Raw genomic sequence first — 21,421 nt, forward strand, 5'->3', positions numbered from 1 at the left:
GACCCGCCTCCGACGCCTGAGTCGAGGGGTACTCAAGTCACCCTGTATCACGGCTGAGTAGGCCGACTCATGTTCCCGTGACGACTTCTCTGCGGGACGCGAAGACGCTGGAGGCCCCCTGGCCGTTCACCGGGCGGGCGGACGAACTGGAGCTGGTGCGCAGGTCCGTGGCGGCCGGACGGGGCGGCCTCGTGGTGACGGGCCCGGCGGGTTCGGGCAAGACGAGGCTCGTGACCGAGGCCGTGCGCGGCGCGGACTGGGCCCGGGCCGCCGGGACGCCCGAGACCCGGGACATCCCCTTCGCCGCCTTCGCCCACCTGCTGCCCGGGACCGTCACCCTGCACCGGGCGGTCCGTCTCCTGTCCGGAGTACGGCTGCTGCTGGTCGACGACGCGCACCTGCTCGACGGTTCCTCCGCCGCCCTCCTGCACCAGCTCGCCGTACACGGCCGCACCCGCCTCCTGGTCGTCGCCACCGACGGCGCCCCCGCACCGGGCGCGGTGTCCCGGCTGTGGTCCGGGGAACTGCTGCCGCGCCTCGCCCTGGAACCGCTGCCCCGCGAGGAGACCGCGGAACTCCTCACGGCAGGCGCGGACACCGTCCTGGAACCGCTCACCGTCGACCGGCTGCACCGCCTGTGCCGGGGCGACCTGCGGCTGCTGCGCGAGCTGCTGACCGCCGTGCGCGAGGAGGGCCTGCTCGTGCCGGTGCCGGGCACGGACCAGCGCGCGTGGCGGGGACCCGTACCGATCACTCCGACGGTACGGGAGCACACCGCCCGGGTCCTCGACCGCGTCCGCACCGAGGAGCGGGAGACCCTCGACCGCCTAGCCTTCGCCGAGCCGCTGCCCCTGGGCCTCGACGCCCTCGACCTGCGGACCCTGGAGAACCTGGAGGCCGAGGGACTGGTCACCGTCGACGACCACGGCGCCACCCGTCTCGCCCACCCGCTGCACGGCCCGGTGCTGCGTGCCGCCGCGGGCCGGCTGCGGGCCCGGCGCCTGGCCCGCACCCCCGACCGGACCAGACCCGCCCTGGAGGCGGAGCGGGCCGCCCTCGCCCTGCGCGTCGAGCAGGCGGACGTACGACCGGTCGAGACGCCCGTGGGAGACTGGCTGGCCGCCGAGGGCGCACCGCTGCCGGCCCCGTACGCGGCGCTGCGTGCCCGGTACGCACGGCTGCGCGGCCGGCTGCGCGACGCCGCGGCCTGGGCCCGCGAGGGCCTGCGGAACGCCCACGACGATGCGGCCTGCCGCGGCGAACTCGCCCTGGCCGTCGCACAGTCGGGCGACGACCCGGCGGGGAGCGGCGGTACGGCGGGGGCCTGCGCCGCCTGGGCCGCCGCCGCGCGCGGTGACCTCGACGAGGCGGTCCGGGCGGCCGCCGCGGGCGACCCGTACGACGCCGTCCGGCTCGGCGCGCCCGAGCAGGCGGCCGGCCGGCTGACCGGCGTCTTCGCGGCACACGCCGACGCCCTCGCGCGCCAGGACGGACCGGCGCTCGACCGGGTCGCCGAGGAACTGGAACGGCACGGCTTCCTGCTGTTCGCGGCCGAGGCGCACGCCCAGGCCGTACGCGCCCACCGCGACCCCCGCGCCGCCCGCACCGCCCGTACCCGCGCCGCCGCCCTCGCCCGGCGCTGCCAGGGCGCCCGCACCCCCGCGCTGTCCGGCCTGGTGCTCGGCGAACTCACCGCCCGGCAGCGGCAGATCGTCACGCTCGCCGCCGCCGGCCTGAGCAACCGGCAGATCGCGGAGCGACTCACCCTCTCCGTCCGCACCGTCGGCAACCACCTCTACGGCGCCTACACCCGCCTCGGCGCGGGCGACCGTGGCGCCCTGTCCTGGCTCATGGAACTGCCCGAGCCCCAGCCCGCCTGACCCGTGGCCGGGTCCCGGGGTGTCAGGCCGCCCCGAACGCCGAGAAGGCCCACCCCGTCGCCTGGTGCACCGCGTCGTCCGGCAGTGAGGCCCGCGCGTCGCGCAGCGCCTCCGCCAGGGACAGTCCCGCGTCCAGCCCCTTGTGCAGCGCGAGCATCAGCGGCACCGCGGCGGCGTCGTTGACCGGCGCGGTGCACGCCACCACCCCGGCCGTGCCCAGCGGCAGCAGCGCGGTGACGAGGCCGAGCAGCTCGTCGGCGCCGACCGACGCGAAGCGTGCGGTGTCGCAGCAGGGCAGGATGATCCGGTACGGGCTGCGGTCGAGCCGCTCGAAGTCGTGCACGATGAGCGGCCCGTCCGCCATCCGCAGCGAAGAGAACAAGGGGCTGTCCGCCCGGAAGGTCCCGTGCGCCGCGATGTGCGCCAACGCCGCCCCGTCCAGCTCCCGCAGCACCCGCGGCACCCGCGCCGCGTCCCCCTCCAACACGGTGGGCCCACCGTGCGGGGCCGGGCCGCCCGGGAGCTGCGCCGTGGACGCGCGCGGTGAACGGCCGTCCGCGGGGCGCGGTTCGGCGCACGGCTCAGAACCCCCCACGCCCTCGCCGCCCGTCGCGGACCGGCTCCCCGGGGCGGCCGTCGCGGGCGGGCGCCCTGGCCCGGCCGTCGCAGAGGGGTCCCCATCGCCTGCCGCCGTGGCAGGGATTCCGCCGACGGTCACCCGGGTCTGCGGTTTGCCGTCGGCCGGCCCGCGTGGGGCCCCGTACCCGCCCCCGGGCGGCGGGCGCCACGTATCCCCGTCCCCCGGTGTCCGCGCCGCACCGTACCGTTGCGCGAGCTCCGTGATCTCGGCGCCGCCGGTCGCCAGGCCCGGGCCGCGCACCAGTACCTGGCGGCCGCCGGTCGGGGGAGCGGTGTCCTTCGCGCGCAGCCAGCTGCTCGCCGACGGCGACACGCTCAGGACCCGCTCGCGCAGGGCGGGCAGCAGGGCCCACGGCACGCGATGCAGCCGGCCCGGCGGGACCACGACGACCGGACCGGAGCCCAGGTGCGCCGCGGCCGGCCCCAGCAGCAGGTGCTCAAGCCGCGCGCCGGCCGCCTCCACCAGCGGCAGCCGCGCCTCGGCGCCCGGATGGGCCAGCCGCCGCAGACCGGCCTGTACGTGCTCCGCCTCCGCCTCCGCATCGGCCAGCAGCCCGGCCTCGAACCGCCGTACCCGTCCCTGCCCGCACAGCAGCACCTGCACGCGCCCGTCGAGCACCGCCAGTTCCACCAGCCGCACCTCGTCGCCCAGCCGCCGCAGCAGCCGTCCCACGTCGAACCGGTCGCCGTCGCCCGGTGCCTCGCCCCGCATGTGCAGGGTGCGGGAGCGGATCTCCCGCTCCAGGCGCCGCTGTTCGCGCTCCAGCGCGGGAGCGGGCCGGCCGCCGTCCGAGCGAGCCTCCTCCGCGCGGGCCGCGAGCTCCCGGAACGCCGTCATGGCGGTCAGCAGCACCGGATCGGCCGGCGGGCGGGTCGGCGGCGCCGACAGCACCGTCGCCCGCCAGCGCTCGCTCCAGCCCAGCAGCCGCCGCGGCCCGCCCGAGACCAGGGACGCCCGCTGCGCCAGCGCCGCCAGCTCCGCGCCCTGCGCGGTGGCCCGGGCCCGCAGCTCCGAGGCGCCCAGCGTCATCCGGTGGTCGTCGAGGACGTCGAGACCGCGCCGGCAGGCCTCCAGCACGCCCCGCGCCGAACCCGCCGCCCGCGCCCGCAGCGCCTGGGCCGCCCAGCCGGTCATCCGGGCCAGCGGCGGCCCGCTGTGCCGGCTGCGCGCGGCCACCGCCAGATGCCGTTCCGCGTCGGCCGTCCAGCCGAGGCCCAGCGCGATCCGGCCCGCCAGCAGTGAAGCCTCCGGCGCCGCCGGAGCCCCGAAGGCCGCCAGCCGTTCCGCCACCGCCGCCGCGTCCGCGACCAGCCGGCCCGACCCGCGCCCCGTGGCGACCCGCGCCTCGAGCAGCACCAGCCGGGCGTGCGTCTCGTACCAGGTGCGCCGCTGCCCGGCGAAGAGCCGTACGGCGACGGCCGCGCGCGCGAGCGAGGTCTGCGGCTCGCCCGCCAGCCGGGCCGCCCGCGCGGCGACCAGCAGCAACTCCGCCTTGCGAGTGGACTGCCCGCCGATCCCGTCCAGCGCCGCGACCGCCCCGTCCGCCTCCGCCAGCGCCTCCGTGGCGAGACCCGCCGCCATCAGCACCTCGCAGCGCCGGATGGTGAGCATGAACGTCGGCGTGCCCAGCTTCGCGTACCGCTCCTCCGCCTCGTCGAGGAGCCGCAGCGCCGCCGGCACGTCACCCGACCGGAACGCCGCCAGCCCCCGGCTCTCCACCGCGTCGGCCTTGTCGTGCTCCTGGCCCGTGGTGTCCCACAACGCCTCCGCCGCCGTGAAGTCGGCGTCGGCCCGCTCCACCGAGCCCTGCGCCAGATGCACGGTCGCCCTGAGCGTCAGCGCCCGCGCCGTCCAGATCACATCGTCCACCTGACGCAGCACCGGGATGGCCCGCCGTACGTCCTCCAGCGCCTCGCCGTGCCGGCCGAGCACCCACCACACGTACGCCCGCCGGAACAGCACCCGCGCGCGCGTGTGCCCGCTCCCGCGCGCCACGCCCCGCTCGAACGCCGCCAGCCCCGCCCGCGTACGCCCGGCGTGCACCAGCGCGACCCCGAGCGTGGCCAGGACGTCCGCCTCCCGCTCGGCCGAGTCCGCGCGGGCGGCCAGGTCACGGGCGCGCCGCAGATGGGCCAGGGCCCGCCGGGTGTCGCCGAAGTCCCGCTGCCAGATGCCGATCACCTGATGGGCGACCGAGGCGTGCAGCGGCGAGGGATCGGAGCCGAGCACCTCCTCCGCCCGCGTCAGCGCTTCGCCCGGGGCGGCGAACACCATCGGCAGCAGTTCGAGAACCGAGTCGTTTCGCGCTGTCACCCCACGGATGGTAGTGCTCCGGAACCACGCCACACAGGTTCGAGTCTGTATCAATCGGCCACCCCGGGACTCTGATTGACGACCGCAGCCACCACCGTGGTCACGACCGCGGCCCAGACCGTCGTCACCGCCGCCGCCTCAGTGGAGGACAAGAATGGCACCACAGCGATTCCGCGAGCAGTTCGACCAGATCCAGCGCTCGATGCCGGACGTCCCGCTGGCGATGGGCCCGGACGACTCCGCCGAGTTCTTCTACGAGAAGGGCGTCGTCCTCGCCCGCGACGGCGAGGAGGCCCGCCTCGTCGAGGACACCGTGCGCGACCACTTCACCACCATGTCCGATCTGACGCCGGACCACGTGCGCCGGGCGAGCCCCGAGACCAACCGCACCGGCATCACCCGCATCCAGGTCGCCGACCCCGGCCAGGGCGACGGCGACGGCGATCCCACCGTCGCCCACGCCCTGCGCTCCCTCAGGACGATGGAGGGCCGCGCGGGCCGCCGGCTGATCAGCCGCAACCACGTCGTCTCCATCGCCGTCAACGCCTGCCCCGGCGACGAACCCGTGCCCGTCCCGCTGAGCGAGCCGCCCAACCCGGCCGCCGACGGGACGCCGTACGACGCGGCGACCGCGGTCGGCGTCCTCGTCATCGACACCGGTCTCATGCACGACTACCGGTCCTACCCGCTGCTGGCCCACACCGAGGGCGACGCCCAGATCAGGGAGTGCGACGACGACGGCGTCCTGTGCCAGTACGTCGGACACGGCACCTTCATCGCCGGGCTCGTCGCCGCCGTCGCGCCCAACACCGACGTGACCGTCCGCAACACCCTCAACGACGCGGGCGCGATCCTGGAGTCCGAGCTGGGTGAGAAGCTCTTCGAGGCCGTCGACCGCGGCGGCTGGCCCGAGGTCCTCAGCCTCTCCGCCGGCACCTCCAACGGCCGCACCGACGGCCTGCTCGGCGTACACGCCTTCATGGAGGAACTCCGCGGCCGGCGCACCCTGCTGGTCGCCGCCGCCGGCAACAACGCCAGCGCCACGCCCTTCTGGCCCGCCGCCTACGCCACCCTGCCCGGCTGGGAGAACTCCGTGCTGTCGGTCGGCGCACTGCGCTCCGACGGCGAGTTCGGCGCCTGCTTCAGCAACCACGGCGGCTGGGTACGGGCCTACGCCCCCGGCGAGCGCCTCACCAGCGCCCTCACCGGCTTCGGGACACCCGTGCCGTACGTCTACCGGCACTCCACGTACGACGCCTGCCGGTTCGGCTTCACCTACGCCTGCACCTGCCAGTACCCCCGGCACAACGGGGTGCTCAGCGAGCCGGGGGAGGCACCCGCCAAGCCGGACCAGGTGATGTTCGAGGGGCACGCGCAGTGGAGCGGCACCTCCTTCGCCACTCCGGTGGTCGCGGGCCTGGTCGCCTCCCACATGACGGCGCACAAGGAGACCGATCCGCGCGCGGCCGGCCGGCAACTGCTCGCGGCCAACACCGAGTACGCCGAGGTGCGCGGGGCGCACGTGCCGGCGCTGCTGCCGCCCACCTGGCACCGGGTCCCCGTCGACCCGTCGGCCGGCGGGTCGTGAACGGTCTGATGCCGGTCGGAACCACCTGCTCCACGGCGTACGATGGCACGTCGTACACGAGGGGTGGGACCGTGGACCGTGCAGATGTCGGGGCGCTCGTCCAGTCGGCGGCCGACGGGGACGCGGCGGCCTGGAAGTCACTGGTGGACGGACTCGGCCCGCTCGTGTGGTCCGTGGCCAGGTCGCACGGGCTGTCCGACGCCGACGCGCACGAGGTGTACCAGACCGCCTGGTTCCGGTTCGCCCAGCACCTGGGTCGGATCCGGGAACCGGAGAAGACCGGCTCCTGGCTGGCGAGCACGGCACGGCACGAGTGCCTCAAGCTGCTCAGGGCCTCGAAACGGTGGGCGCCGACCGACGATCCGCAGCTGCTCGACCGGCCGAGCGAGGACCGCACGCCGGAGGAGTCGGTGCTCGACTCCGAGGAGGCCGCCGCGCAGACCGAGCGCGTCCGGCTGCTGTGGCAGGAGTTCGAGGAACTGGGCGAGCGGTGCCGCCAGTTGCTGCGGGTGCTGATCTCCTCGCCACCGCCCAGTTATCAGGAGGTGTCCGCCGCGCTGGGTATCGCGGTGGGCAGCATCGGGCCGATGCGCCAGCGCTGTCTGCGCCGGCTGCGGGCCCGGATGGAGGCTCGGGGGACGAAATGAGCGGTCTGAGCGACGAGCACGACGAGCGCGGCGAGTACGACGAACGCAACGAGCCCGGCGAGTACGACGAACGCAACGAGCGCGGTGCCTACGACGAGCGCGACGGGGAGCTGCACGACGGTCTCCTGGAGGAGGAACTGCGGCAGGCCGCCGCGATCCTGGACCCGGTCCCGGCCGAGCTGAGGCGCGTCGCGGTCGACGCCTTCGCCCTGCACGACCTGGACGCCCGCGTCGCCGAGCTGACCTTCGACTCCCTGGTGGACGGCATCCCCGTCAGGGGGGAGACGGACCCGCCGAGGATGCTGACCTTCAGCACGGACGGCGTGACCGTCGACGTCGAGGTGACCGCCGACGGTCTGATCGGCCAGCTGTTGCCGCCGGGTCCGGCCGGCATCGAGGTGCTGAGCGGCCCGCGGGCGCACGCGCGGCTGACGGCCGACGACATGGGCCGGTTCACCGGCGAGGCCCCGCCTGCCGGCCCGTTCGCGCTGCGACTGCGCACCGGCCGGGAGGTGGTCGTCACGGAGTGGCTGCGGGCCTGAGCGCGCCGCCTCCCGGATACGGGGCTACCAGGTGCAGGGCAGCGTGCGCGGGCCCCTGATCATGGTCTTGCGGCGCCAGGCCACCCGGTCGGCGGGGACCGCGAGCCGCAGCCCCGGCAGCCGTTCCAGGAGGGTGTCGACGAGCAGCTCGGTCTGCATCCGGGCGAGCACGGCGCCGGTGCAGAAGTGGTGCCCGTTGCCGTACGCCAGGTGCGGGTTGGGTTCGCGGTCCAGGTCGATGCGGTCGGGGTCGGGGAAGACGTCCGGATCGCGGTTGGCGGCCAGGTAGGAGACGTACACGGGGTCGCCGGCGGCGATGCGCGTCCCGTGCACCTCGACGTCCTCCAGCGCGATGCGGGCGAGGCCCACCGAGGTGCGGTGCGAGATCCAGCGCAGCAGCTCGTCCAGCGCCGTGCCGCGCGCCTCGGGCCGCTCCCGCATCCGCGCCATCAGCTCGGGGCGGGTGAGCAGCAGGTACAGCATCTGGCCGACGTTGTGCGTGACGGCCTCGCCGCCGATCTGCAGCGGCCCCGCGAGCCCGACGGCCTCCGTCTCGCCGACCTCGCCGCGGCCCACGGCGGCGCCCAGCATCGAGTACACGTCGCCGCCGTCGCTGCCGGCCCGGGCGCGGACGGTCTCGGTGATCCACCCGTACAGGCCCTGTTTGGCCCGCTCGGCGGCCTCGGCGCCGCCGGAGGTGGAGATGATCTGCCGGGTCCAGGAGTGCACGCGCTCCCGGTCGGCGGCCGGCACGCCCATCACCTCGCTGACGACGGCGATCGGGAAGGGCTCCAGCACCCGCTCGACCAGGTCCGCCGGCGGCCCCTCGGCAACGATCCCGTCCACCAGACCGTCGAGGATCTCCTGCGCCCGGGGCCGCAGCCGCTTCGTCGCGCCCACGGTGAACGCGCCGGCGACCGCGCGCCGCAGCCGGTTGTGGTCGGGCTGGTCCGCGAAGGCGAGGGAGCCGGGGCGCGGCTTGAAGTGCGGCGCCAGACGCGTGACCTGACGCCGTGTCACCTCGGCCCGTCCGAAGCGCGGGTCGTTCGTGATCGCCTTCACGTCGTCGTAGCGCGTCGCCAGCCAGGCCCAGCCCTCGCCGTGCGGGAGCCGGACGCGGGTCAGCGGCCCCTCGCGCATGAGATCGGCGAGGACCGGGTCGAACTCCGGGCCGTCCAGGTCGAGGGCGGGCCAGTCCCGTACCGGGGGCGGCGACTGGCCGGTGAGGGTGGTGGTCTCCTGCGTCATCCCTCCACCCTCGCCGCGCACCCGCCCGGCTGTCGCGCGGGAGTGCTCCAGCCGGTGGGCGGCCGGCCGGCGGTCAGCGGGACACGGAGTCCACGAGCGCCGCGAGCGACTCGGCGAGCCGGGACAGGCCCGGCCCGGCCGGACCGCCCGGCTCCGTCATGTAGGTGTCCCGGCGGATCTCCACCATCAGCGCGCCGACCTCGCTCCGCTTCCGGTAGAAGTCCAGCGGCACGTACGTCCCGCCGAACGGGCTGTCCAGGCCGGTCTCCCCGCAGGGAGCGAACGCCTCCCGGGCCGCGGCGAGCAGCTCGCGAGGCGTGTGGAAGCCGTCGGTGCCCAGGCAGACGGGCGGGCGCGGACCCTCGCCGTGCAGTTCGTAGGGGAGCGGCTCGGTCGGGTAGGAGTGCACGTCGATGATCACGGCCCGTCCGGTGGCCGCGAGCCGGTCGGCGACCGCCTCGGTCATCGCCCGCGCATAGGGCCGGAAGTACCGCTCGATCAGCGGTGCGGGGTCTGTGCCGTCCGGGCGCAGCACCTCGCGGTGCGACGTCCGCGTGTACACGGCGCCCATCCCGACGGCCGTCATCTCCTCCCGCTCGTCCGGGAACCGCTCCGGGTCCACCACCAGCCGCGACGCCCGGTTCACGAACCGCCAGGGCGTGAGACCGGCCAGTTCGGCGGCCCGCCCGGCGATCTCCGCGGTGTGCGAGTCGGTCATGTGGTCCAGCTCCCGCTCCAGCTCCGCGTCGGACAGGACGATGCCGGGCCGGACGTCGGCAGGGACCGCGCGGGAGGAGTGCGGCACGTGCAGCAGCACGGGGGAGTGCGGGGCACCCGGGACGAGCTCGAAGGAAGCGGGGGCGTCGGTCATGCGGAGCGCTCCGGAGGTCTGGGGACGACAGACGGACGGGCACCCCGTCTCCGCCGAGCGGAAACGGGGTGCCCGTGGGACGCGAAACGGTTCCCGAGGATCAGGCGAGGGAAGCCAGCGCCTCGTTCCAGGTGGTCGACGGGCGCATGACCTCGGCGGCCTTGGCCGGGTCGGGCTGGTAGTAGCCGCCGATGTCGGCCGGCTTGCCCTGGACGGCGTTCAGCTCTTCGACGATCTTCTGTTCGCTCGCGGTGAGCGTCTCGGCGAGCGGGGCGAAGGCCTTGGCCAGGTCCGCGTCGTCGGTCTGCTTCGCCAGCTCCTGCGCCCAGTACAGGGACAGGTAGAAGTGGCTGCCGCGGTTGTCGATGCCGCCGACGCGGCGGGTCGGCGACTTGTCCTCGTTGAGGAAGGTCGCCGTGGCGCGGTCGAGGGCGTCGGCGAGGACCTTGGCGCGGGTGTTGCCGGTGACCTCGGCGAACTGCTCCAAGGACGGCACCAGCGCGAAGAACTCACCGAGGGAGTCCCAGCGCAGGTAGTCCTCCTTGACCAGCTGCTGCACGTGCTTCGGGGCCGAGCCGCCGGCACCGGTCTCGAAGAGGCCGCCGCCCGCCATCAGCGGGACGACCGACAGCATCTTGGCGCTGGTGCCCAGCTCCAGGATCGGGAAGAGGTCGGTCAGGTAGTCGCGCAGGACGTTGCCGGTCACCGAGATGGTGTTCTCGCCGCGGCGGATGCGCTCCACCGACAGCTTGGTCGCCTCGACGGGGTTGAGGATCCGGATGTCCAGGCCCTCGGTGTCGTGCTCCGGCAGGTACGCCTTCACCTTGGCGATCAGGTTGGCGTCGTGGGCGCGGCCCTCGTCCAGCCAGAAGACGGCCGGGTCGCCGGTGGCGCGGGCCCTGGTGACGGCCAGCTTCACCCAGTCGCGGATCGGCGCGTCCTTGGTCTGGCAGGCGCGGAAGATGTCACCGGCGGAGACCGTCTGCTCCAGGACCGCGTTGCCGGCCGCGTCGACCAGGCGGACCGTGCCCGTGGTGGGGATCTCGAAGGTCTTGTCGTGGCTGCCGTACTCCTCGGCCTTCTGCGCCATGAGACCGACGTTCGGGACCGAGCCCATGGTGGAGGGGTCGTAGGCGCCGTTGGCGCGGCAGTCCTCGATGACGGCCTGGTACACGCCGGCGTAGGAGGAGTCCGGGATGACGGCGAGGGCGTCGTGCTCGCCGCCGTCCGCGCCCCACATGTGACCGGAGGTGCGGATCATGGCCGGCATGGAGGCGTCGATGATGACGTCCGAGGGCACGTGCAGGTTGGTGATGCCCTTGTCGGAGTCGACCATGGCCAGCTCCGGGCCCTCGGCCAGCTCGGCGTCGAAGGACGCCTTGATCTCGGCACCCTCGGGCAGGGACTCCAGGCCCTTGTAGATGCCGCCGAGGCCGTCGTTCGGGGTCAGGCCGGCCTTGGCGAGCACCTCGCCGTACTGGGCGAAGGTCTTCGGGAAGAAGGCGCGGACCACGTGGCCGAAGATGATCGGGTCGGAGACCTTCATCATCGTGGCCTTCAGGTGCACCGAGTAGAGGATGCCCTCGGCCTTGGCGCGGGCGACCTGCGCGGTGAGGAACTCGCGCAGCGCGGCGACGCGCAGCACGGAGGCGTCGACGACCTCGTCCTTCTTCACCGGTACCGACTCGCGCAGCACCGTGGTGGTGCCGTCGTCGCCGACCAGCTCGATCCGCAGGGTGCCGTCCTCGGCGATCACCGCGGACTTCTCGGTGGAGCGGAAGTCGTTCTCGCCCATGGTCGCGACGTTGGTCTTGGACTCGCCGGTCCAGGCACCCATGCGGTGCGGGTGGTTCTTGGCGTAGTTCTTCACCGACGCCGGGGCACGGCGGTCGGAGTTGCCCTCGCGCAGGACCGGGTTGACCGCGGAGCCCTTGACCTTGTCGTAGCGGGCGCGGACGTCGCGCTCCTCGTCGGTCTTCGGGTCGTCCGGGTAGGCCGGCAGCGCGTAGCCCTGGCCCTGCAGCTCGGCGATGGCGGCCTTGAGCTGCGGGATGGACGCCGAGATGTTCGGCAGCTTGATGATGTTGGCGGCGGGCGTCTTGGCCAGCTCGCCCAGCTCGGCGAGGGCGTCCGGGATGCGCTGGTCCTCGGTCAGGTACTCCGGGAACAGGGCGATGATGCGGCCGGCCAGCGAGATGTCGCGGGTCTCGACCGCGACACCCGCCTGCGAGGCGTACGCCCGGACCACCGGCAGGAACGAATACGTCGCCAGGGCCGGGGCCTCGTCAGTGTGTGTATAGATGATGGTCGAGTCAGTCACCGGGTGCTCCGCTCCACGTCTGCAACATTGCTCGACATCAAGATATCTCGTGACCGACCGCGGCTCGACAGGGGTCGCGCGGTGATTCCGGACAACCGGCCACGCGACCCCGATATCGAACGTGCATACGGCGACGGATGCTCAGGTGAGCGGGACGACGTCCTCGCCCGCCCGCTGCTGCGGGAGGACCACGGCCCCCTGCTGGAGCGCGACCGTCCGGGCGGGCGACGGAATCCGGATCCCCTCCGCGCGGTACCGCTTGTGCAGCCGTTTGATGAACTCGTGCTTGATCCGGTACTGGTCGCTGAACTCGCCCACGCCGAGGATCACCGTGAAGCCGATCCGCGAGTCGCCGAAGGTGTGGAACCGTATCGCCGGCTCGTGCTCCGGCACCGCGCCGCCGACCTCCGTCATCACCTCGGCGATCACCTCGGTCGTCACCCGCTCCACGTGCTCCAGGTCGCTGTCGTAGGACACCCCGACCTGGACCAGGACCGTGAGCCGCTGCTCGGGCCGCATGAAGTTGGTCATGTTCGACTTCGCGAGCTGCCCGTTCGGGATCACGACCAGGTTGTTGGACAGCTCGCGGACGGTGGTCTGGCGCCAGTTGATGTCCTCGACGTAGCCCTCCTCGCCGCTGCTGAGCTGGATGTAGTCGCCCGGCTGCACGGTCTTCGAGGCGAGGATGTGAATACCCGCGAAGAGGTTGGCCAGCGTGTCCTGGAGGGCCAGCGCGACGGCCAGACCGCCCACGCCCAGGGCGGTGAGCATCGGCGCGATGGAGACGCCCAGCGTCTGCAGCATCACCAGGAAACCGATGGCCAGCACCAGGATCCTGGTGATGTTGACGAAGATCGTGGCCGACCCGGCGACCCCCGAGCGCGAGGTCGTCACCGTCCGCACCAGACCGGCGACCACCCGGGCCGCCGTCACCGTCGCCACGAAGATCAGCAGTACCGTCAGCACCTGGTTGACACTGTGCTGCACGGTCCGCGTCAGCGGCAGCGCCGCCCCCGCGCCGGCCACCCCGCCCGCGACCGCCGCCCACGGCGCCACCGTGCGCAGCGCGGCCACGATCACGTCGTCGCCGCTCCAGCGGGTGCGCCCGGCGTGACCCGCCAGCCACCGCAGCAGCATCCGCAGCAGGAACGCGCCCAGCAGCCCCGCCCCCAGCGCGATGCCTGCGGGCAGCAGGTGGTCCACGGTCAGCTCGTCGGTCACCGGCCACCTCCAAGGGGCACGGCCGCGGCGAAACCCTTCGCCGACGGCCGGATGTGATTGCTCGTCACGTCGTCACCTGCTCGATACCTGCGGGAAGTCGGGGATGCGCGATCCGGCGGAACCGCAAGACAGTTCGACCGGCGCGAGGGCTCATCCTGCCGCATCCCGGGCGGTGTTCCGTACCGTGCCGAGGAGCGGAACGGGGCGTTTCAGACGATGCCCTCGGCCAGTTCCGCCTGCTCACGGTCGTCGCCGTAGGCCGCGGTCGTCGGGGTGCCGTACGAACGGCGGGCGACGAACCACCACACCGTGGCCAATACCAGTACGACGACCAGGGCGACGGCGGCGTAGTTCATCGTGTCGACCGTCACCGGGGACGACTGCGGGAGGCAGAACAGCACGGTGACCAACGCCACCCACACCACCGCGATCCACCCGACCGGCCTGCTCCACCGGCCCAGGTTCCAGGGCCCCGGCGTGAACCGGTCGCCGGCCCGCAGCCGCAGCAGCACCGGGATGGCGTACGCCGGGGTGATGCCGATGACGTTGATGGCGGTCACCGCGCCGTACGCCGTCGCCGAGTACAGGGACGGCAGCGCCAGCAGACAGGCCACCACCACCGACAGCCACACCGCTGCCACCGGGGTCTGGGTACGGGCGGAGACCCTGCGCCACAGCGACGAGCCGGGCAGGGCGCCGTCCCGGCTGAACGCGAACACCATCCGGCTCGCGGCGGCCACCTCGGCGTTCCCGCAGAACAGCTGCGCCACGATCACCACCAGCAGCAGCGCGCTCGCACCGTCCGTGCCCAGCCCGTCGAGGAGGATCTGCGCGGGCGGCACCCCCGTCGCGGTGTCGCGGGTCGCGTCGTAGTCCTGGATCGCGAAGGTCAGCCCGGCCAGCAGTACGAAACCCGCCAGCCACGACACCCAGATGGCCCGCACGATGCCGCGCGCTGCCGACACCGACGCGTTCGAGGTCTCCTCGGACAGATGGGCGGAGGCGTCGTAACCGGAGAAGGTGTACTGCGCGAGCAGCAGGCCGATCGCGGCCACGTACAGCGGATTCTCCCAACCGGTGTCGTTGACGAACTCGGTGAAGACGAAGGACGGCGACCGGTGGTGGTCGGGGACGATCACCAGCGCGCCGACGATCAGCGCCACACCGGCCAGGTGCCACCACACGCTCACCGAGTTGAGCACACTGACCAGCCGCACCCCGAAGAGGTTGAGCACGGCGTGCAGCAGCAGGATCGCGGCGAAGATCAGCATCGTCTTCTCCGGCGTCGGCTCGAAGCCCCACTGGAGATTCAGGAACGCGCCCGTGAACAGCGCCGCCCCGTAGTCGATCCCGGCGATCGCGCCGAGCAGCCCCAGCAGGTTCAGCCAGCCGGTGTACCAGCCCCAGCGCCGTCCCCCGAGCCGGTCGGCCATGTAGTACAGCGCGCCGGACGTCGGATACGCGCTGGTCACCTCGGCCAGCGCCATCCCGACGCACAGCACGAACAGGCCGACGCCCGCCCAGCCCCACAGCATCACGGCCGGGCCACCGGTGCCCAGGCCGAAGCCGTACAGGGTCATGCAGCCGGACAGGATCGAGATCACCGAGAAGCTGATCGCGAAGTTGCCGAAGCCGCCCATACGGCGGGCCAGCACGGGCCGGTAGCCGAGTTCGCGCAGGCGGTGTTCCTCGTCGGTGGCAGACGGTTCGGACGGGCGGGACATGGCGAACCTCCGGGGACGGAAGGGTGGGGGGTCAGGGTTGCCGTCGGTCACGGTCACGGCCATGGCTGCGGCCGCGGCCGCCGGCGGCCGCGCGGCTGCGCGTGCGGGCCTGGAGGAAGACCTCCACCGCCCGCCTGGACGAACCGCCGCCCGGGGCCCGGCATGCCCAGGGCAGCGGCGTCCAGTAGGGGCCGAGCGCGTCGAACACCTGGTTCGCCTCCCGGAACCGGAGGGCGCCCCACAGCGCGTGGGCCAGGTGGTTCAGATCCGGCAGGGAGCGCTCGTCCCGCGGACAGAGCGCGAACCAGGAGTGGAACGCCTGCCGGGCCTCACGGGCGGCGTCCTCCGCCACCCAGTGCAGATCCAGCGCCGCCTCCCGCGCGCCCGAGCGGCGGTAGCGCTCCACCCGCACGTACAGCGGCAGCACGTGCAGCGCCGAGCCCGGCGGGGCCGATTCCGCCGCCCAGTGCGCGAACCCCGCCGCCCGGGCGAGGCGTTCGCTGCCGCCGCGCGGATACAGGAACTGCAGCATGCGGTGGTGTGCCTCGCGGTTGTACGGGTCCCGCTTGCCGGCCTCGGCGAGCAGGCCCCACGGGCCCGGGGGCAGCATCGGCTCGGGCGGAGCCATCCGGTGCTCCTCCCAGCGCTGCCCCTCGTCCAGCCGGGCCAGCGCCAGCAGACACACCCACGGCACCGGGTCGTACGGCGCCGAGCGCGTCGCCGCGTCGCAGGCGTGCCAGGCCTGCAGCCACAGCTCGCGCGTGCGGGGGTGCTCCTCGCGGTGCGCCCGCAGCGCGCGCTCCACGACCACCCGGGCGTGCATCACCGCGGCCGCCACGCTGTGCGGCTCCTCCGCGAGCCAGGCCCGCACCACGTCCGTACCGGCCGCCGAGGCTGCCAGCACCTGGCTGCGCCGCGTCCACTGCGACCAGGAGCCGGTCTGTTCCAGCAGGAGGCGCATCGACATCCAGCGCCCGGCCCGCACCTCCTGAAGCGCGGAACGCAGCGCGGTGTCGTGGCCGGCGGGGTCGTAGGCGGGCTGTGCTCCGTCTCTGGCCATCACACGCCCGCTGTCGGGAGCGGAACGGGCCGGACGGCAGCATGGAATGACAAACAGCCCTCCCCGGGGGCGGCGGTGCGGTGGTCGAGCGGTCGGCGCACACTATAGAGGCGGAGGTTCCGCCTCTGTTCGGTTTTGGCGCAGCGACCCAAATACGTTGCCACCAGCGTCAACTGACTGCCAGTCAGTCACCCTTGACGCAGAGTGCCCGCGGGGGCAGGCTGGCGCGCAGTGATCGCCGAGACCGTCGGCGCGGGAGCCGGGAGGTGCGATGCCGGACTCGGTACTCGCCGTCGACCAGGGCACCTCCGGCACCAAGGCGCTGGTGATCTGCCCGGAACGGGGCGTCGTCGGCACCGGATTCGCCGAGGTCCGCCCCCGGTACCTGCCCGGCGGCCTGGTGGAGGTGGACCCGGAGGAGCTGTACGGCTCGGTGGTCGACGCCGGCCGCCGGGCGCTCGCCGACGCGGGCGAGCCGGTCACCGCGCTGGGCCTGGCCAACCAGGGTGAGACGGTGCTCGCCTGGGACCCGGACACCGGCCGCCCGCTCACCGACGCACTGGTCTGGCAGGACCGCAGGGCGGCATCTCTCTGCGCCGAACTGGACGACCACGCCGACGAGTTGCGTCACCTCACCGGCCTGCCCCTGGACCCGTACTTCGCCGCGCCGAAAATGGCTTGGACACGACGGCACCTGACCCGCGAGGGCCGGGTCACCACCTCCGACACCTGGCTGGTCCACCGCCTCACCGGCGCCCACGTCACGGACGCCGCGACCGCCTCCCGCACCCAGCTCCTCGACCTCGACCGCGCGGACTGGTCGCCACGTGCCCTGGAGCTGTACGGCCTGACCGGCGAACGGCTCCCGGACATCGTGGACAACGCCGCCCACGTCGGCACGACCAAGGCCTTCGGCCCCGAACTCCCGCTCACCGGCCTCGCCGTCGACCAGCAGGCCGCGCTGCTCGCCCAGCGCGTCACGGAACCCGGCACCGCCAAGTGCACCTACGGCACCGGCGCGTTCCTCCTCGCCCATACCGGCGGCACACCACGGCGGGGCGCCTCGGGCCTGGCCGCCTGTGTCGCCTGGCGGCTCGGCGGACGCACCGACCACTGCCTGGACGGCCAGGTGTACACGGCCGCCTCCGCCGTACGGTGGCTCACCGACCTCGGCGTCATCGCCGGCGCCGCCGACCTCGACCCCGTGGGCGCCGCGGTGCCGGACGCCGGCGGCGTCACCTTCGTCCCGGCGCTGGCCGGGCTCGCCGCTCCCTGGTGGCGCGGCGACCTGCGCGGCTCGCTCACCGGTCTCGGCCTGGACACCACCCCGGGCACCTGGTGCGCGCCCTGTGCGAGGGCCTCGCCGCCCAGGTCGCGGAACTCGCCGACGCCGCGGCGGCCGACCTCGGCGCCGCGCTGACCGTACTGCGCGTCGACGGCGGCCTCACCCGCTCCGCGCTCCTCATGCAGACCCAGGCCGACCTGCTGCAACGCCCGGTAGAGGTATCCGCGTTGCCCGACGCCACCGCCCTCGGCGTCGGCGTCCTCGCCCGCCTCGGCCGGGACCCGTCCCTCACCCTCGCCGACGCGCTCCCCGCCATCGGCCCCACCACCGTGTACGAGCCCCGCGTCACCGCCGACGAGGCCACCGAACGCCGTACCCGGTTCCGCACGGCGGTCGCGGCGCTGCTCGCCGGGGGCCCGGCATGACCGTCACCGCGTCGGGCTCCCTGCCCGTCGAGCCGTACGACGTGGCGGTCGTCGGGGCCGGGGTCGTCGGATGCGCGATCGCCCGTCGGCTCGCGCACCACCCGGGGCTGCGGGTCGCCCTCGTCGAGGCGCAGGACGACGTCGGCCAGGGCACGTCCAAGGCCAACACCGCCATCCTGCACACCGGGTTCGACGCCGTGCCCGGCTCGCTGGAGGCTCGGCTCGTCCGGGAGGGCGCCCGCGAACTCACCGCGTACGCCGCCGAGTCGAACATCCCCGTCGAACGCGTCGGTGCCCTGCTCGTGGCCTGGGACGAGGAGCAGCTCGCGGCGCTGCCCCGCCTCGCCGAGAAGGCCCGGCGCAACGAGTACCACGACACCCGTCTGCTCGGCCCCGCCGACCTCTACGCCCGCGAACCCCACCTCGGCCCCGGTGCGCTCGGCGCCCTGCACGTGCCCGGCGAGAGCATCATCTGCCCGTGGACGACGACCCTGGCGTACGCCACCCAGGCGGTCCGCGGCGGAGTCGACCTGCACCTCAACTCGCCCGTCGCACACGCCGGTCACGCCGACGGCGTCCACCGGCTCACCACCCCGCGCGGCCCGCTGCACGCCCGGCGGCTCGTCAACGCCGCCGGACTGCACGCCGACACCCTCGACCGGAGCCTGGGCCACGACGACTTCACCGTCACCCCGCGCCGGGGCCAGCTCGTCGTCCACGACAAGTTCGCCCGCGCTCTCGTCCGCCACATCCTCCTGCCCGTCCCCACCGCCCTCGGCAAGGGCGTCCTGGTCGCCCCCACCGTCTACGGCAACGTCCTGCTCGGACCCACCGCCGAGGACCTGGACGACAAGCGCGACACCGGCTCCACCGCCGAGGGCCTGAGCCGCCTGCGTGAACAGGGCCGCCGCATCCTGCCCGCACTGCTGGAGGAGGAGGTCACCGCCGTCTACGCCGGCCTGCGCGCCGCCACCGAGCACGACGACTACAAGGTCGCCGCTCACCCCGGCCAGGGTTACGTCACCGTCGGCGGCATCCGCTCCACCGGCCTCACCGCCTCCCTCGCCATCGCCGAGCACGTCACCGGCCTGCTCGCCGGCACCGGCCTCGACCTCGGCCCCCGGCGCCCGCCCGAACCGGTCCGCATGCCCAACCTCGGCGAGGCCTTCCCCCGCCCCCACCAGCGGCCCGACCTCGTCGCCGCCGACCCGGAGTACGGCGCCCTGGTCTGCCACTGCGAACGCGTCTCCCGCGGCGAGATCCGCGACGCCCTCGCCGGCCCGCTCCCGCCCCGCTCACTCGACGGACTGCGCCGCCGTACCCGGGCCCGGGCGGGGCGTTGCCAGGGCTTCTACTGCGGGGCGGCGGTACGGGCGTTGTTCGAGGAGGCGCAGGGGTGACAAGTCGACAGGTCGACGTCCTGGTGGTGGGGGCCGGCCCCGCCGGACTCGCCGCCGCGTCCCTGCTCGCGACCACCGGCGTCCGCGTCGAGGTCCTGGAGCGCGAGCAGTCGCCCGGGGGAGTGCCCAGGCACTGCGCGCACCGGGGCTTCGGCACCTGGCCGCACGCGCTGACCGGCCCGGCCCACGCCCGTCTCCTCACCGACGCGGCCGTCCACGCCGGCGCGGACGTACGGACCGGCGTCACCGCGCTCGACTGGGCGGGCCCCCGCACCCTCACCACCGTCGGGCCACAGGGCGTCCGGACGCTCGCCGCCCGCGCGGTCGTCCTGGCCACCGGCGCCCGCGAACGCCCCCGCGCCGCCCGCCTCGTCCCCGGCACCCGACCCGCCGGCGTGTACACCACCGGCGAACTCCAGCAGGCGGTCCACCTGTACGGGCAGCACATCGGCACCCGTGCGGTGATCGTCGGCGCCGAGGACGTCTCCCACGCCGCCGCCGACACCGTACGGGCCGCCGGAGCCGAGGTCGTCGCGCTGGTCACGGAGCTGCCCCGGGCCACCGCCACCCGCACGCGGACCCTGGACGCGCGCCTGCGGCACCGCACCCCCGTCCTCACCGGCACCACCGTCACCGAACTCCTCGGCCACGGCCGCCTGGCGGGCGTGCGGGTACGCCACCGCGACGGCCGTACGGCCACGCTGCGCTGCGACACCGCCGTGTTCACCGGCGACTTCGTCCCCGACCACGAACTCGCCCGGCGCGGTGCGTTGACCCTGGACCCCGCCACCGGCGGCCCTGCGGTGGACGGCGCCCTGCGCACCTCACGGCCCGGCGTCTTCGCGGTCGGCAGCGTGCTGCACGCGGTCGAGAGCGCGGCCACGGCGGCCCGGGAGGGCGCGCACGCCGCGACCGCAGTGAGCCACTGGCTCACGAGCGGCACAGAGACGGACCCGACGGACCCGACGGACCCGACGGACCTGTACTGGCCCACCGGCGTCCCCCTGGTCGCCGACCCACCCCTGCTGCGCATCGCCCCGAACCGCGTCACCCCGGCCGACCGCCTCCCGTACCTCCTGCGCACGGCGGTCCCGCTGACCCGCCCCGTCCTGTACGTCACCCAGGACGGCCGCCCCCTGCACCGCGAGCGGTTCCACCTCACCACGGCCCTCCCGCACCGCCCGCTGAAGCTGACCGCACGCTGGACGCACCGGGTCGACCCCGAGGGCGGGCCGGTGCACGTCACCGTCGCCCGACCGCACCCGGGATGACCCGCACGGCCCGTTCTGCCGTGCCCCTCAGACCACCCGCATCCGCACCAGCGCCGCCAACGTCAGCGCCCCCGGCAGCAGCGGCAGCCACACCGTCAGAAGCCGGAACGCCAGCACCACCGCCGTGGCCACGGCCGCCGGCCCGCCCGCCGCCACCAAAGCCACGACCAGCGCCGCCTCGACCGAGCCGATGCCGCCCGGCGTGGGCACCAGCGCCACCGCCACCGTCGCCGCGAGATACGCCACCGCCATGTGCCAGGCCGGCACCTCCAGCCCCAGCGACCGACCCACCAGGACCAGCGCGGTGGCCTGCAACGCGGGGAACGCCAGCGCGCCGCCCCACAGCGCCAGCGCCCGCGCCGGGCGGGCGTGCACCGACCGGGCCTCGCCCAGTGCCGTCCGCAGGAAGGAGACCAGCGCCCCGCGCAGCCGCGGCAGCAGTGCCAGCGCCACCGCCGCCACGACCGGGACCGCGCCCGCGACGGCCAGCAGTGGCCCCACGGCCCCCTCGGGCAACAGGACACCGAGCCGCAGCGCGCCGGGGAACGCGATCAGCAGGGCGCCCAGCAGGGCGAGACGGCCGACGCTCTCCGCCAGCAGATACAGCGCGAGCGCGGCCGAGGAACGGGCGAGCGGCAGCCCGCACACCGTCATGAACCGCAGGTTCACCGCGCTCGCGCCCAGGCCCGTCGGCAACAGGTGGTTGGCCGCGCCCGCCGCGAACTGCGTGGCCAGCAGCCGTCGCCGGGGCAGCCGCTCCACCACCGCGCCCTGCCGGGTGCAGGCGGCGGCGACCCAGGTCAGGCAGGTCGCGCCGGCCGCGGCCAGCAGCCAGGGCCAGCGGGCCGTGGCGAGCTGACCGAAGCCCTCGGCCAGCACGGACCGGTGCCGCACCGCGACCACGCCCACCAGGAGCAGCGGAAGCACACACAGCACCCGGCGGACCGGGATCCGGTGCAGGAGTGGCTTCTCGGAGACTCGAACCG

General features: G+C 74.4%; 14 protein-coding genes and 1 pseudogene. 7 read left to right on the top strand and 8 right to left on the bottom strand.

All coding sequences use genetic code 11. The annotated features are described in order from the left end of the window. Positions 1–77 precede the first annotated feature (77 nt). On the top strand, positions 78–1,880 hold the full coding sequence (locus tag ABS735_RS12800) for a LuxR family transcriptional regulator AbsR2 (RefSeq protein ID WP_373905942.1): 1,803 nt from the start codon (positions 78–80) through the stop codon (positions 1,878–1,880). Between the two features lie 22 nt (positions 1,881–1,902). Here the strand turns inward: ABS735_RS12800 and ABS735_RS12805 are convergent, their stop codons facing one another. Further along, a complete protein-coding gene (locus ABS735_RS12805; RefSeq protein ID WP_373906219.1) occupies positions 1,903–4,794 on the bottom strand; it encodes a CHAT domain-containing protein in 2,892 nt (963 codons plus the stop codon). A 193-nt stretch (positions 4,795–4,987) separates the two neighbouring features. On the opposite strand from ABS735_RS12805, the gene ABS735_RS12810 reads away from it, so the two are divergent. The 3 genes from ABS735_RS12810 to ABS735_RS12820 are packed head-to-tail and all read left to right on the top strand — an operon-like array spanning position 4,988 to position 7,610. Further along, a complete protein-coding gene (locus ABS735_RS12810) occupies positions 4,988–6,421 on the top strand; it encodes a S8/S53 family peptidase (RefSeq protein ID WP_373905941.1) in 1,434 nt (477 codons plus the stop codon). An 8-nt stretch (positions 6,422–6,429) separates the two neighbouring features. Beyond that, entirely contained in the window at positions 6,430–7,068 is a 639-nt protein-coding gene (locus ABS735_RS12815; RefSeq protein ID WP_373905940.1) for an RNA polymerase sigma factor, read from the top strand. Continuing rightward, the gene (locus tag ABS735_RS12820) at positions 7,065–7,610 is read left to right on the top strand and encodes a hypothetical protein (RefSeq protein WP_373905939.1); all 546 of its coding nucleotides are present in this window, start codon (positions 7,065–7,067) and stop codon (positions 7,608–7,610) included. The genes ABS735_RS12815 and ABS735_RS12820 overlap by 4 nt, the downstream gene beginning before the upstream one ends. Before the next feature lie 24 nt (positions 7,611–7,634). On the opposite strand, the gene ABS735_RS12825 is transcribed toward ABS735_RS12820, so the two are convergent. The 6 genes from ABS735_RS12825 to ABS735_RS12850 all read right to left on the bottom strand — a co-directional run bounded on the left by ABS735_RS12825 (position 7,635) and on the right by ABS735_RS12850 (position 16,054). Further along, a complete protein-coding gene (locus ABS735_RS12825; RefSeq protein ID WP_373905938.1) occupies positions 7,635–8,858 on the bottom strand; it encodes a cytochrome P450 in 1,224 nt (407 codons plus the stop codon). A 73-nt stretch (positions 8,859–8,931) separates the two neighbouring features. Further along, a complete protein-coding gene (locus ABS735_RS12830) occupies positions 8,932–9,729 on the bottom strand; it encodes an N-formylglutamate amidohydrolase (RefSeq protein WP_373905937.1) in 798 nt (265 codons plus the stop codon). A 100-nt stretch (positions 9,730–9,829) separates the two neighbouring features. Next, entirely contained in the window at positions 9,830–12,049 is a 2,220-nt protein-coding gene (locus ABS735_RS12835) for an NADP-dependent isocitrate dehydrogenase (protein WP_373905936.1), read from the bottom strand. A gap of 141 nt (positions 12,050–12,190) precedes the next feature. Then, a complete protein-coding gene (locus ABS735_RS12840) occupies positions 12,191–13,270 on the bottom strand; it encodes a mechanosensitive ion channel family protein (protein WP_373905935.1) in 1,080 nt (359 codons plus the stop codon). 209 nt (positions 13,271–13,479) lie between these two features. Then, complete coding sequence (locus ABS735_RS12845) at positions 13,480–14,994, bottom strand: amino acid permease (RefSeq protein ID WP_373905934.1); 1,515 nt, start codon at positions 14,992–14,994, stop codon at positions 13,480–13,482. A gap of 31 nt (positions 14,995–15,025) precedes the next feature. Next, positions 15,026–16,054 carry a hypothetical protein gene (locus ABS735_RS12850; RefSeq protein ID WP_373905933.1) on the bottom strand — a complete coding sequence of 343 codons (1,029 nt, stop codon included), beginning with the start codon at positions 16,052–16,054 and terminating at the stop codon, positions 15,026–15,028. 271 nt (positions 16,055–16,325) lie between these two features. On the opposite strand from ABS735_RS12850, the pseudogene ABS735_RS12855 reads away from it, so the two are divergent. The 3 genes and pseudogenes from ABS735_RS12855 to ABS735_RS12865 all read left to right on the top strand — a co-directional run bounded on the left by ABS735_RS12855 (position 16,326) and on the right by ABS735_RS12865 (position 20,435). Continuing rightward, a pseudogene (locus ABS735_RS12855) lies at positions 16,326–17,764 on the top strand (FGGY family carbohydrate kinase). Next, positions 17,761–19,164: an FAD-dependent oxidoreductase gene (locus ABS735_RS12860; RefSeq protein ID WP_373905932.1), complete on the top strand. Its 1,404-nt coding sequence runs from the start codon at positions 17,761–17,763 to the stop codon at positions 19,162–19,164. Before ABS735_RS12855 ends, ABS735_RS12860 begins: the two are co-directional and overlap by 4 nt. After that, positions 19,161–20,435, top strand: a complete 1,275-nt coding sequence (locus ABS735_RS12865; RefSeq protein ID WP_373905931.1) for an NAD(P)/FAD-dependent oxidoreductase — start codon at positions 19,161–19,163, stop codon at positions 20,433–20,435. Before ABS735_RS12860 ends, ABS735_RS12865 begins: the two co-directional genes overlap by 4 nt. Positions 20,436–20,462: 27 nt before the next feature. Here the strand turns inward: ABS735_RS12865 and ABS735_RS12870 are convergent, their stop codons facing one another. Then, on the bottom strand, positions 20,463–21,362 hold the full coding sequence (locus tag ABS735_RS12870) for a lysylphosphatidylglycerol synthase transmembrane domain-containing protein (protein WP_373906218.1): 900 nt from the start codon (positions 21,360–21,362) through the stop codon (positions 20,463–20,465). Positions 21,363–21,421 lie beyond the last annotated feature (59 nt).

The sequence above is a fragment of the Streptomyces sp. MMCC 100 genome, assembly GCF_041538145.2.
GTDB lineage: Bacteria > Actinomycetota > Actinomycetes > Streptomycetales > Streptomycetaceae > Streptomyces.